General features: G+C 71.3%; 11 protein-coding genes. 6 read left to right on the forward strand and 5 right to left on the reverse strand.

Going from position 1 to position 12319, the window contains the following annotated elements; translation table 11 throughout:
- Positions 1 to 74 precede the first annotated feature (74 nt).
- Positions 75 to 1076, forward strand: a complete 1002-nt coding sequence (dgcA, locus tag WG212_RS09200; protein WP_337186796.1) for an N-acetyl-D-Glu racemase DgcA — start codon at positions 75 to 77, stop codon at positions 1074 to 1076.
- Positions 1077 to 1084: 8 nt separating this feature from the next.
- On the opposite strand, the gene WG212_RS09205 is transcribed toward dgcA, so the two are convergent.
- A complete protein-coding gene (locus WG212_RS09205) occupies positions 1085 to 1942 on the reverse strand; it encodes an enoyl-CoA hydratase-related protein (protein ID WP_337186797.1) in 858 nt (285 codons plus the stop codon).
- Positions 1943 to 2033: 91 nt separating this feature from the next.
- Here WG212_RS09205 and WG212_RS09210 point away from each other — a divergent pair, with 91 nt between their 5' ends.
- A complete protein-coding gene (locus WG212_RS09210; RefSeq protein ID WP_337186798.1) occupies positions 2034 to 3425 on the forward strand; it encodes an anthranilate synthase component I family protein in 1392 nt (463 codons plus the stop codon).
- A complete protein-coding gene (locus tag WG212_RS09215) occupies positions 3422 to 4201 on the forward strand; it encodes an aminotransferase class IV (protein ID WP_337186799.1) in 780 nt (259 codons plus the stop codon). Before WG212_RS09210 ends, WG212_RS09215 begins: the two co-directional genes overlap by 4 nt.
- Here the strand turns inward: WG212_RS09215 and WG212_RS09220 are convergent.
- Entirely contained in the window at positions 4182 to 5498 is a 1317-nt protein-coding gene (locus WG212_RS09220) for an aspartate aminotransferase family protein (RefSeq protein WP_337186800.1), read from the reverse strand. The two genes, WG212_RS09215 and WG212_RS09220, sit on opposite strands and share 20 nt — an antisense overlap.
- A 157-nt stretch (positions 5499 to 5655) precedes the next feature.
- Here WG212_RS09220 and WG212_RS09225 point away from each other — a divergent pair, with 157 nt between their 5' ends.
- Positions 5656 to 6897 (forward strand): LLM class flavin-dependent oxidoreductase, encoded by a 1242-nt coding sequence (locus tag WG212_RS09225; RefSeq protein ID WP_337186801.1) that lies wholly within the window; start codon positions 5656 to 5658, stop codon positions 6895 to 6897.
- A 26-nt stretch (positions 6898 to 6923) separates the two neighbouring features.
- Here WG212_RS09225 and WG212_RS09230 read toward each other — a convergent pair whose 3' ends face one another.
- Together WG212_RS09230 and WG212_RS09235 are read right to left on the reverse strand one after the other, a co-directional pair.
- Positions 6924 to 7607: a Fe2+-dependent dioxygenase gene (locus tag WG212_RS09230; protein ID WP_337186802.1), complete on the reverse strand. Its 684-nt coding sequence runs from the start codon at positions 7605 to 7607 to the stop codon at positions 6924 to 6926.
- An 81-nt stretch (positions 7608 to 7688) separates the two neighbouring features.
- Positions 7689 to 10076: a TonB-dependent siderophore receptor gene (locus WG212_RS09235; protein WP_337186803.1), complete on the reverse strand. Its 2388-nt coding sequence runs from the start codon at positions 10074 to 10076 to the stop codon at positions 7689 to 7691.
- 211 nt (positions 10077 to 10287) lie between these two features.
- Between WG212_RS09235 and WG212_RS09240 the strand changes: the two genes are divergently transcribed.
- Positions 10288 to 10590 carry a hypothetical protein gene (locus WG212_RS09240; protein ID WP_337186804.1) on the forward strand — a complete coding sequence of 101 codons (303 nt, stop codon included), beginning with the start codon at positions 10288 to 10290 and terminating at the stop codon, positions 10588 to 10590.
- Between the two features lie 157 nt (positions 10591 to 10747).
- Here WG212_RS09240 and cysQ read toward each other — a convergent pair whose 3' ends face one another.
- Positions 10748 to 11515, reverse strand: a complete 768-nt coding sequence (cysQ, locus tag WG212_RS09245) for a 3'(2'),5'-bisphosphate nucleotidase CysQ (protein WP_337186805.1) — start codon at positions 11513 to 11515, stop codon at positions 10748 to 10750.
- Between the two features lie 84 nt (positions 11516 to 11599).
- Between cysQ and WG212_RS09250 the strand changes: the two genes are divergently transcribed.
- On the forward strand, positions 11600 to 12253 hold the full coding sequence (locus WG212_RS09250; protein WP_337186806.1) for a histidine phosphotransferase family protein: 654 nt from the start codon (positions 11600 to 11602) through the stop codon (positions 12251 to 12253).
- Positions 12254 to 12319: the final 66 nt, after the last annotated feature.

The raw sequence follows: 12319 nt of genomic DNA on the forward strand, positions 1-12319 counted from the left end.
GATGTCCGGCCCGAGAGTAATCACGGGTTGCGCGGCCTGTCGACGCCGCCGCGAGGATGGGCGAGAACGCCGTCGTGGCCGAGCTTCTGACCGCACGCGCCGAGCGCCTGCCGCTGAAGGCGCCCTTCCGCATTTCGCGCGGGGTGAAGACCCATGCCGAGGTGGTGGTGGCGGAGATTCGCGACGGCGATCTCTTCGGCCTGGGCGAGTGCGCGCCTTACGCCCGCTATGGCGAGACGCCGGACTCGGTGCTCTCCGTCCTGGCCGGGGCGGCGCAGGGGATCGCGCGCGGCGAATCCGCCCGCGCCGTGGCCCAGGCCCTGCCCGCGGGTGCGGCGCGCAACGCGCTCGACTGCGCGCTCTGGGACCTGGAGGCGCGGCGCTCGGGCCAGGCCGTCGCGGCGCGGCTCGGCCATCCGGCGCCCGGCCCGATGGCGACCGCGGTGACGATCAGCCTGGATGCGCCGGACGCGATGGCGGCGGCCGCCGCCGCTTCGGCCGACGCGCCGCGGCTGAAGGTGAAGCTGGGCGCCGACGACCCTGGGGCGCGCCTGTCCGCGGTGGCGCGGGCCGCGCCCGGCGCCCGCCTGATCGTGGATCCGAACGAAGGTTGGACCGTGGATGTGCTGACGGGCCTGGCGGACCTGATTGCCCGGCTGCCGGTGGTGATGGTGGAACAGCCGCTGCCGGCCGACGCCGACGCCGCCCTGGCCGGCCTGGGCTATCCCGCGCCGCTCTGCGCGGACGAGTCGGCCCACACGGCCGCAGACGTGGGCCGGATCGCCGATCGCTACCAGGTGGTCAACGTCAAGCTGGACAAGGCCGGAGGGCTCACCGAGGCGCTGGCGATGGCGGCCGAGGCGCGCCGCCTGGGCCTGGGCCTCATGGCCGGCTGCATGGTCTCGAGCTCGCTGGCCATCGCGCCGGCGCTCTGGATCGGGGCCGGCGCCGACGCCGTCGACCTGGACGGCCCCTGGTGGCTGACCCGGGACCGGCCGGGCGGCTGCCGCGTCGTGCGCGGGGTGTTGCATCCGCCGCAGCCGGGTTTCTGGGGCGATCCCGGCTCGAGGCCCTGAGCCGGGTCTCAGGCCTTTCCCCACCACGGATAGGCGGAGGGCATGTCGGTGGAGACCTTGCCGGGGAAGCGGGGCCGGCGCTTCTCCAGGAACGCGCCGACGCCTTCGCGGACGTCCGGACCGGCGCCCAGTTCGACGCTGAGCGGGCCGTCGATCTTCAGGAGGTCCCACGGATCGTCCGCGCCCGAGAACCGCCACAGCATCTGGCGGGCGAGCGCGATCGACACCGGGGCGGTGTTCTCGGCGATCTCCAGCGCCAGCGTACGGGCGCGGGCCATCAGCTCGTCCAGCGGCGTCACCTCGGCCACGAGACCGGCGGCGTGGGCCTCTGCGGGACCGACCATCGCGCCGGTCAGGCACCAGCGCAGCGCCTGGGGCAGGCCCACCAGCCGTGGCAGGAACCAGGCGCTGCCGGCCTCGGGAACAAGGCCGCGGCGGGCGAAGACGAAGCCGATCTTCGCGGTCTCGGCCGCCAGCCGGATGTCCATGGGCAGGGTCAGGGTCGCGCCCACGCCCACCGCCGCGCCGTTGATGGCCGCGATGGACGGCTTGCGGCAGTTGAAGATGGCTTCCACGAAGCCGCCGCCCGCCTGCCGCGCGCGGCCCGGCGCGGCGAAGGCCACCGAGCCCTCGGCCCCCGAGTCGAAGGCGCCCGCGCCGCCCGAGATGTCGGCGCCGGCGCAGAAGCCGCGGCCCGCGCCGGTGACGATCACCACGCGCACGTCGTCGTCCGCGTCGGCGCGCTGGAAGGCGTCGGCCAGCTCGGCGCCCATGACGGCGGTGTAGGCGTTCAGCTTCTCGGGCCGGTTCAGCGTGACCGTCAGCACCGGGCCGTCGATCTCGTAGAGGATGGTTTCGTAGGCCAACGTCGTCCTCCCGTGTCTCGTCGCTTCCGGCATGAGGCGCGGTTGACGACGCGGCAGGTCAACCGGCCCGCGATGCGCTATAGGCGGCGGCGTGCCGAGCCCCGTCCCAAGCCCGCCGCCGACCGCCGCGCTGAACCCGCTGGCGTGCGTGACCGTGCGCGCGACCGCCTGGGCCGACCCTGTGGCCGTCGGTGCGGCCTTCGCGGACGAGGCCTACGGCTGTGTGCTTCTGTCGGCCGAGGGCTGGTCGTACGTCCTGCGCCGCCCTGACGCGAGGACGGAGGACAGCCTGGACCTGGGTCGGTTGCTGGGGCCGTCGGCGCCGCGTCCCCCGGGGTCCGTGGCCGACGGCCCTCCGTTCCAGGGCGGGGTGGTGGGGCTGGCCGGCTACGAGTTGGGCGCGCGGCTCGAACCCACGGCGCCCCAGGCGCGCGGGGGCGGATGGCCCGACCTGACGCTCCTGCGCTACCCGGCGCTGCTGGCCTTCCACGCCGACCGCCGCCGGGCGATGGCCATCGGTCGCGGGCCCGATCCGCGCGCGGCGGCGGCCGCCGCCCCCTTCGCGCGGAGTTGGCGGGACGCACCGCGGCCGCCGCCGCGCCGGAACGTGCTGGCGACCGCGATCGAGCTCTCGGTGACGGACGACGCCCATGCCGCCGCCGTCGCGCAGACGGTGGAGCGGATCGCCGCCGGCGAAATCTTTCAGGCCAACCTCGCGCGCGGCTGGTGCGGGCGGCTCGAGGCGGGCGTCGGACCCTACGACCTCTTCCGCCGGCTCGCGGCGACCAGTGTGGCGGGCTATGCCGCCTGGCTGCGGTTGCCGGGGCGGGCGCTGGTGTCGAACTCGCCCGAGCGCTTCCTGTCGGTGCGGTGCGGCGAGGGCGGGCTGTGGGCCGAGACCTGGCCCATCAAGGGCACCCGGCCGCGCGGCGCCGATCCGGCCTCGGACGCCGCGCTGGCGGCGGAACTGGCGGCCAGCGAAAAGGATCGGGCCGAGAACCTGATGATCGTGGACCTGATGCGAAACGACCTTGCGCGGGTGGCTGCGACGGGCACGGTGACGGTTCCCGAGTTCGCAGCGCTCCGCACCTACGCCAACGTCCACCACCTCGTTTCCACGGTCCGCGCGCGGCTGGCGGCGGGGCGGGACGCCTGGGACGCCTTCCTGGCGGCCTTCCCGCCGGGCTCGGTGACGGGCGCGCCAAAACTGCAGGCCATGCGGGTGATCGCCCATCATGAGCCGCCGCGCGGCCCCTACTGCGGCAGCCTGTTCTGGGCGGGGACGGACGGGGCGCTCGAGGCCTCGGTGCTGATCCGGACTGTGACTTTGACCGAAAATCCGGCGGGCTGGGCGTTCGAAGCACGCGCGGGGGGCGGCGTCGTCGCCGACAGCGATCCCATCGCCGAGACGGAAGAGACCACGGCCAAGATCGGCGCCATCCTGAAGGCGCTGACCGAACCCGCTGCGGACGCCTGCCGATGAGCGACATCTCCCTCGACGACCGCGGATTCACCCTGGGCCAAGGCCTGTTCGAGACGGTGCTGTGGGCGGGCGGGGTCCTCGAATACTGGGACGACCACGTCGAGCGGATGGAACGCGGATGCCGCGCGCTGGGCCTGCCCCTGCCGCCCCGCGCCGACGTGGCGGCCGCCGGCGAGGCCGCCCTGGCCGCCGCCGGACGGCCCGCGCGGGCGGCCGTGCGGCTGAACTGGAGCGCCGGGTCGGGCGACCGGGGGCTGGACCCGCCAGAGGCCTACGCGCCGCGCCTGACCGCCGTCGCCTCGGCGATCGCGGCGCCGGCCGGCCCCGTCCGTTTGGCCACGGCGCGCACCCGCCGCAACGACCGTTCGCCCGCCAGCCGGCTGAAGACGCTCTCCTACCTCGACAACGTCCTGGCGCGGGCCGAGGCGCGGGCGGCGGGCGCCGACGAAGCCCTGATGCTCAACACCGCCGGCGAGATCGCCTGCGCGGCGGCCGCCAACGTCTTCTGGGCCCGCCACGACGAGGTGTTCACGCCCTCGCTGGACTGCGGCGTCCTGGACGGAGTCCTCCGCCGGCAGGTGATCGCCGCCTGTCACGCCCTGGGTGTGCCCGTGCAGGAAGTCTACGCCAATCCAGGCCGTGTCGCAGGCGCGCCGATGTTCGTCACCAACAGCCTGATGGGCGTGCGGCCCGTGGCCAGCCTGGACGGCCGCGACCTGCCGGCGTCGACGCTGGTGGCGGCCATCGCGAAGGCGGTCAGTCGAGCGCCGAAATGACCCCGCGCACGATCTCGACCAGGCGCTCGATCTCGGCGGGCTGCACGACCAGCGGCGGCGCCAGCGCGAGGGTGTCGCCCGTGGCGCGGATCATCGCCCCCGCCTCGAAGGCGGCGACCATGGCTGCGTAGCCCCGCGCGCCGGGCGCGCCCTCGCGCGGCGCCAGGTCGATCCCGGCCATGAGGCCGATGTTGCGGATGTCGGTGACGAAGGGGCCGCCCCGCAGGCCGTGGACGGCGTCGGCCCAGAGGTCGGCAAGATCGGCGACGCGGGTCAGAAGGCCCTCGCGCCGGTAGATGTCGAGCACGGCCAGGCCCGCCGCGCAGGCCCCGCGATGGCCCGCGTAGGGGTAGCCGGGGAAGAACTCCATCGGGGCTTCGGCCGCGCCCAGGATCGTGTCGTGCAGGTCGCGCCGCACGAAGACCGCGCCCATCGGCAGGACGCCGTTGGTGATGCCCTTGGCGGTGGTCATCAGGTCGGGCGTGACGCCGAAGTAATGGCCGGCGAACGGCGCGCCCAGCCGGCCGAAGCCGGTGATGACCTCGTCGAAGATCAGCAGGATGCCGTGACGGTCGCAGATCTCGCGCAGGCGCTGCAGGTAGCCCACGGGCGGCGGCAGGACGCCGGCCGAGCCGGCCACCGGCTCCACGATCACCGCGGCCAGCGTGTCGCCGTGCAGGGCCACGAGCTGCTCCAGGTCGTCGGCGCGTTCGACGCCGTGGGGCGGCAGTCCGCGGGCGAAGGCGTTGCGGGCGGGATCGTGGGTATGGCGGATATGGTCGGCGGCCAGCAGCGGGAAGACCTTGCGGTTGGCGACCAGGCCGCCGGCCGAGATGCCGCCGAAGCCCACGCCGTGATAGCCGCGCTCGCGCCCCACGATGCGGGTCCGGTGACCTTGGCCGCGGGCGCGATGATACGCGAAGGCGATCTTCAGCGCGGTGTCGACAGATTCCGAGCCCGAGTTGGTGAAGAAGATGCGGTCCAGGCCCTCGGGTGCGATCCCGGCCAGCGCCTGGGCGAAGTCGAAGGCGATGGGGTGGCCCATCTGGAACGACGGCGCGTAGTCCAGGCTCAGGAGCTGGTTGTTCACCGCCGCGGCGATCTCGGGGCGCCCGTGGCCCGCGTTGACGCACCAGAGGCCGGACTGGCCATCCAGGATCTCGCGCCCGTCCTCGGTGCGGTAGTGGACGCCCTGCGCCGCCACCACGAGGCGCGGGTCGGCCTTGAACTGGCGGTTGGCCGTGAACGGCATCCAGTAGTTCGAGAGATCCGGGCGGTTGTCGCGATCGTAGGCCATGACGGCGCTCTCCAGGCTGCGGCCGTCACGAAATCAGGTTCCGCAGAGCGCCGCCAGCCTCTTGCCGTGCGGGCGATGGCTCTTGCCATTTCCAGTCTCCAGGCGGGATGCTGTCGAACCAGACGGGCCTCGGAGAAGGCTGGCGGGAGGACACGGCATGCGCTTCGGCATCTTCTACGAGCATCAGCTTCCGCGGCCCTGGAACGAGGGCGACGAGGCGCGGCTGTTCCAGGACGCCCTGGAGCAGGTGAAGCTGGCCGACCGGCTGGGCTACGACTACGCCTGGGAGGTTGAGCACCACTTCCTGGAGGAATATTCGCACTCCTCGGCGCCAGAGGTGTTCCTGGCCGCCTGCGCGGCGCTGACCACCAACATCCGGCTGGGCCACGGCATCCGCCAGGTGATCCCGCAGTACAACCACCCCGCCCGCGTGGCCGAGGCGCTGGCGACGCTGGACATCGTCTCGCGCGGCCGGCTGGACTTCGGCATCGGCGAGGGGGCGACGCGGCTGGAGCTGGGCGGCTTCGGCATCCCGGCGCGGGAGAAGCGGGCGCTGGCGCTGGAGGCGGCCGAGCAGATCGCCAACATGATGACGATGGATCCCTACCCCGGCTACGAGGGCCGCGCCTTCTCCATGCCCTGCCGCAACGTGGTGCCCAAGCCGGTGCAGAAGCCGCACCCGCCGATGTGGATGGCCTGCACGAACCGCGACACCATCAAGGTGGCGGCGCAGAGCGGCGTGGGCGCCCTGGCCTTCTCGTTCCTCGACCCGGAGGAGGCGAAGACCTGGGCCGACATCTACTACGGCATCATCCGCTCGGACGACTGCCGACCCATCGGCCACGGCGTGAACGCGCAGCTCGCCATGGTGTCGAACTTTTCGGTGCACCCCGACCGGGACGAGGCGATCCGGCGCGGGCAGGAGGGGTTCGAGTTCTTTTCCTACGCCATCAACGCGCTGGTGGCGCACGACGCGGTCCCCGGGCGCTCGACCCTGTTCGCCGACTTCCAGAAGAGCCGCGCGGCCAGCGACGAGGAGATCATCCGCGCCCGCAAGGCCGCCAAGGTGAACGCCAACGGCATCGGCACGCCCGACGACATCCGCGAGCATATCCGGGGCTTCCAGGCGGCCGGCGTGGACCAGGTGATCTTCCTCCAGCAGGCCGGCCGCAACCGGCACGATCACATCTGCGAGTCGCTGGAGCTGTTCGCCGCCGAGGTGATGCCCGCGTTCAAGGCCGAGGCGACAGAGCGCGAGGCCAGGAAGGCTGCCGAGCTCGCGCCGTTCATCGAAGCGGCGCTGGCGCGGAAGGAGCGGATGCCCGCCCTGGCCGACCATGAGATTCCAGTGGTCCCGGCCTCGCGGCCCAAGGCTCAGGTGAACGAGACGACGCGGTAGGCCGAGGGCGGACGTCGCGGTGCGGCCTACAGCTCGGCCCACATGCGCAGGAGGTTCTGGTAGGCCCCGGTCAGGGCGACGATGGGCGGAGCGTCCTGGCCCGTGGCCCGCGCGAGTTGCTGGATCGAGATGTCCATGTCGAACAGGAGCGCGCGCCGGGCGTCGTCGCGCACCAGGCTCTGGACCCAGAAGAAGCTGGCCACCCGCTCGCCGCGGGTGACGGGCTCCACCCGGTGCAGGCTGGAGGCGGGATAGAGGATCAGGTCGCCGGCCGGCAGTTTCACGGCGTGGACGCCGTAGGTATCCTCGACCACCAGCTCGCCGCCGTCGTAGTCGTCGGGATCGCACAGGAAGAGGGTGGCCGAGAGGTCGGTGCGCAGGCGCACGCCCTGGTCGCGCTGGAAGCGCATGGCGTTGTCCACGTGATCGCCGAAGGTCTGACCCGGGCCATAGCGGTTGAAGAGAGGCGGATAGACCGTGTGGGGCAAGGCGGCCGACATGAAGAGGGGGTTTCGCGTCAGGGCCTCGCGCACCTGGCCGCCCGCCGCGCGCGCCGCTTCGGACGCCTCCGGGAGCTGGAGGTTGTGCTTGGTGAGCGCCGACTGCGGGCCGGCGGTGGCGTTCCCGTCCTCCCACGCGGCGGCGTCGATCCGCGCGCGGAGGTCGGCGACCTGGTCGGGCGACAGCACGCCCGGAACATGCAGCATCATGGGAAGAGCCTAGAAGAACAGCGCCCCGCCGACGAGAGATGTCGGCGGGGCGCGAGGCCGGTTCCGAAGAAGGGGAGGGATTCAGAACCGGTAGTTGAGGGTGAGCGTCGCGTTCCGACGGTCGCCGGGCGTCGCCCAACCGGCGAGGGCTGTCCGGACCCGGGTGTAGTATTCCTTGTCGAACAGGTTGCTGACGTTCAGCCGCACCTCCAGGCCGTCGCTCGGGAACCAGGCCACGGTCGCGCGATGGACCCAGTAGTCCTCGGCCTTCACGCGCGGGATGGTGGTGCGGGCCGGCGGGTTGGAGTTGGTGATCTGGCCGTGCTGGCTCAGGTAGTACTCGCCCTGGTAGGTGACCCCGTAACCCACCTGCACGTTCCACTGGCGAAGGTCGTAGGTGGTGAAGAGGCTGAAGGCATGGTCGGGCACGCCGATCAGGTCGTCGCCCTTCGTGAAGTCGCGGCCCAGCGCCGCGGCGACGTCGTCCACGCCCTGAAGCACCTTCGACTTGAGGTAGGTGTAGTTGGCGAACAGGGCCCAGTCCGGCGTGATCTGGCCGGAGACGCCCAGCGAGACACCGTCGACGCGGGCGCTGCCGTCGAGCTGCTGGACCGGGATGGTCGGGTCGTTCGAGGCCACGCGGTAGTTGGTGCGGTCGTTGCGGAACAGGGCTGCGGTCAGCGACAGTCCGGTCGGCAGATCCCACTTGCCGCCGATCTCGAAGTTCTCGGCCTTCTCGGGATCGACGGTGCAGTTGACGGCGCTGCATGCGCCGCTGCCGTTCACCGTGGCCTGCGACGGCGTCTGCGAGTTGCCGTAGGCGAGATAGAGGCTCGCGTTCGGGATCGGCTTGTAGACCACGCCGAGCCGCCAGGTGAGCAGGTTCTCGTCCGACTCGAACGTCGGGCCGGGCGTAATGGCGCCCAGGGTCGCGCCCACGGTGGTGTTGTAGGTGTCGGTGCGGTTCGAGCCTTCGTTATGCTCCCAGCGGACGCCGCCGTTGATCGACCACTGGTCGTTGAGGACGATGTTGTCGAACAGGTAGACCGACTGGTTGCGCCGCTCGCCGTCCTGGGCTCCCGCCTGGATGAAGTTGATGGACCCGACGTAGGTGTTGTTGGGGTTGGCGATGCTCATCGGGGGGAGCGTCACGGTGGCGCCGTTGGCCTCGCGCTGGACGTTGCCGTTGTCGAGCCGGTAGTCCTCGGCCAGGAACGCGGCGCCGACCACCAGCGTATGGCGCACGCCGCCCAGCTCGCCTTCCCAGGTGAGGTCGGTCTGGTTGTAGAGCAGGGTGTTCTCGGAGAATCGCGCCGTGCCGCGGGGGCCGCTGGGCTGGTAGAAGCCGGGCGCCGGATCGGTTCCCGCACAGGCCTGGTAGCCCGTGGTGTTCGTGACGGTGGTGGACTGGCTCCAGGCGACGGGGCGCTGGCCGTTGGCGAGGCACAGAGTCCCCTGCGGCGGGTTCACCACCAGGTCCTGCTTCACCTTCTGATAGCGGGACAGGTTGCGGATCCGCAGACCTTCGCCGAAGTCGTGCTCGACGATGCCGGTCAGGACATCGACGTTGGTGTCCTGGCGATCGACGTTGGCGTAGCCGTAGTAGTTCCCGGGATCGATCCCCGGAACCGCGCGCCCGTTGTAGAAGGGGACCCCGTAGGATGGCGTATTGCGGTCTTCCTGGTGGAAGTAGAGCGCGGTGAACTGGGTCGGCCCGTTCAGGCCCACGGTGATCGCCGGCGCGATCCCCCACCGCTTCAGCTCCTCCACATCGCGTCCGGGAACGTCGTTGCGGTGCGCCATGGCGTTGAGGCGCACCGCCACATTGTCGCCGATGACGTGGTTGGCGTCGATCGTGCCGCGCCAGTAGTTCTCGGTCCCGACACCGCCGGTGACGACGGTCGAGTTGCGGCCGCTCGGACGCTTGGAGACGATGTTGATGGTGCCGCCCACCGAGCCGGCGCCCGAATAGACGGAGTTGGCGCCGTTGGTGACCTCGATCTGCTCGAGGTTGAAGGGGTCGGAGCGGCTGTACTGGGCGCTGTCGCGCACCCCGTCGACGGTGATGTCGTTGTTGGCGGAATAGCCGCGCAGGTTGATCGAGTCGCCGAAGCCGCCGCCGCCCTCGCCGGCGCCGAAGGTGATGCCGGGCACGGTCGACAGGACGTCGCGCAGGCTCAGCAGGTTCTGCGCCGCGATGGTCCCCTTCGAGATGATGGTGACCGTCTGCGGATTGTTCAGCGGGTCGGCCGTGACCTTGGGGTTGTTCTGCTTCATCAGCCGGCCTTCGACCTCGACGCCGCTGACGGCCGTGCCGCGGTCCTGATCGGCGGTGGCGACCGCGACGTCTTCGGCGACAGCCCCGGCCTCGGCGGCCTGCGCGCCCGCGCCGATTGAAAGGCCGGCCAGCCCGGCCACTGCACAGGTGAGCGCGTGCTTCTTCCGCGCCGAAACGCCCGTCCTCGACATTTGAACCCCCGATTCGCTTTGTTGCGAACTGTTGCTAGTGAGAATGCGAGGCGCTCTTAGATCGCGCAGAAACAATTCGCAATGATAATCATTCGCAATATTAGGCGCAGACGCGGATCGCGCCCTGCCGCTGCAACCGGCGCGTCCTGCGGCCCGTAACTTGCAGCGAGAGGGCGCCGCCGCCGTGGCGGCGCCGAAGAGGACAAGGCCGTTGGCCGCGCTCGCTTCCTTATCGCCGCCGATCGTCCGGCGACTGAACCTGCAACCGAACCGGACGGCGTCCGTTGACGTTTCGGCAACCGACGCACCGAAAGCTCAGGTCCGCACGATGGACATCCTCAAGCCCTACCTGCTGCTCGCCAGCGTGGCCTTCACCTTGGGCTTCACGGGCTATTGGGCGTTCGGGCAGGTCGCCGGCGCGCTGACACCAGCGCCCGAGACGGTCGTCCGGCAGGCTCCGGCGTCCGTCGAGACGCCGCTGGAGCTTCCTCTGGATTCGATTCGGCGCACCTGATCCGTCCGGCAGGCGCCGAGGGCGCGGAAGGGCTCCGCCAAACGCGGTCGGCCGGGCCTTCCTCGAATTTTCCGCGCCCTCAGCCCCTGTCGGGCGTCCGGTCATCGCTGCCGGGAAAAGCCAGGCCGCCCTGGCCCCGGGGCGGGACCGCGAAAGATCAGGCGCCTCGGGCCACGAACCAGCCGTTGCGGAAGCCGTCGTCGGCCTTGCCGTAGGAGAAGGTCTGCCCGTCCGGCGTCAGGACGCTGCCGCCTGCCGCCTCGAGCACCGCATGCGCCGCGGCGATGTCCCATTCCATGGTCGGGCCGTGGCGGGGATAGACGTCGGCTGATCCCTCGGCGATGCGGCAGAGCTTTATCGAGGAGTCCATCGGCTCGCGCAGGTCGAAGCCGTATTCCTGCGCCAGCTTCACCGCGGTCTCTTCCTTCATGGTGTGGGAAACCAGCGCCACGGCCGCGCCCTTCGGCCACGGGCGCACACGTACGGGGACAGCCGGCCCTCCGTTCACGCGCTTCATCGCGCCCTCGGCGCCGGTGAACCAGGTCTCGCCGGTCGGGGGTGCGCACACCGCGCCGGCCACGGGGCGGCCGTTGTCGATCAGGCCGATATTGACGGTGAAGTTCGGGTCGCCCCGGACGAACGCCTTGGTGCCGTCCAGCGGATCGACCAGGAAGAAGCGCGGGCCGATGCGATCCGGCGTCCCGAACTCGCTGGAATGCTCCTCCGAGACCACCGGAATGTCGGGGAAGCGCTGCGCCAGGCGTTCCAGGATCAGGGCCTCGCCCCGCCGATCGGCCTCGGTGACCGGGCTTTCGTCCGCTTTTGTGAGGACCTCGACGCCCGATTTCCAGAGCGGCAGGATCAGGGCGGCGGCGGCTTCACAGATGTCGGCCAGCGTCGGGCCCACGGCGGCATTGTCGGTCAAGGCGTCCTCGGCGTCTTCGATCGGCGCCTGTCTTAGAGAGGCGTGGCCGTTTCCCCAAGGCGCAAATCGCGCCTATTTTCCCGCATGACCGAAACCGCCGCCGCCACCGCCCTCCGCCCCGCGGAGATCGCCGCTTACCTGGCGGCCCGGATGTGCCACGACTTCATCAGTCCGGCTTCGGCGATCACGTCCGGCCTCGATCTGCTCGAGGACCCGTCCGCCCAGGACATGCGCGAGGAGGCGATGGGCCTCATCGTCACCTCCGCGCGCAAGCTTACCGACCTGCTGTCGTTCTGCCGCGTGGCGTTCGGCGCTTCGGCCTCGGCCGAGACCTTCGACGTCAGAGACCTGGAGAAGCTGGCGGCCGGCGTCTTCGCGCACATGCGCGCCGAGCTGGCGTGGAGCGTCGATACGCCCGCGGTTGACAAGCCGGTGGCCCGGACGCTGCTCAACCTGACCCAGATGGCGGGGGCGGCCCTGCCGACCGGCGGCGTGGCGAAGGTGCGCGCGGTGCAGGAGGGCGCCTCGGTGGCCATCGCGATCGAAGCGACGGGCCCGCGGGCGCGCCTGCGGCCCGAGGTGCTGGCGGGCCTCCAGGGCCAGCCGCTGGGCGAAGGTCTGCACGGCCACTGGGTCCAGGCCTACTATGTCCACCTGTTCGTCACCGATGCTGGCGGGCGGGTGTTCACCGACGTCTCGGAAGAGAAGGTCGTGTTCGCCGCGACCCTGCCGGCATAGACTTGGGCGTTCCGCTCGCCGCCGGCATGGCGGGGGCAGCCTGATTCGCGCAGCGTCAGCCCGCCG

The organism is Phenylobacterium sp., from assembly GCF_037189685.1.
In the GTDB taxonomy this organism is placed as follows: Bacteria; Pseudomonadota; Alphaproteobacteria; order Caulobacterales; family Caulobacteraceae; genus Phenylobacterium.

What these genes read in the sequence shown, in the direction of transcription:
- WG212_RS09215 (WP_337186799.1), top strand. Translation starts at nt 3,422, where the DNA reads ATGAGCGACATCTCCCTCGACGACCGCGGATTCACCCTGGGCCAAGGC.
- WG212_RS09220 (WP_337186800.1), bottom strand. Translation starts at nt 5,498, where the DNA reads ATGGCCTACGATCGCGACAACCGCCCGGATCTCTCGAACTACTGGATG.
- WG212_RS09235 (WP_337186803.1), bottom strand. Translation starts at nt 10,076, where the DNA reads ATGTCGAGGACGGGCGTTTCGGCGCGGAAGAAGCACGCGCTCACCTGT.
- WG212_RS09230 (WP_337186802.1), bottom strand. Translation starts at nt 7,607, where the DNA reads ATGATGCTGCATGTTCCGGGCGTGCTGTCGCCCGACCAGGTCGCCGAC.
- WG212_RS09250 (WP_337186806.1), top strand. Translation starts at nt 11,600, where the DNA reads ATGACCGAAACCGCCGCCGCCACCGCCCTCCGCCCCGCGGAGATCGCC.
- WG212_RS09225 (WP_337186801.1), top strand. Translation starts at nt 5,656, where the DNA reads ATGCGCTTCGGCATCTTCTACGAGCATCAGCTTCCGCGGCCCTGGAAC.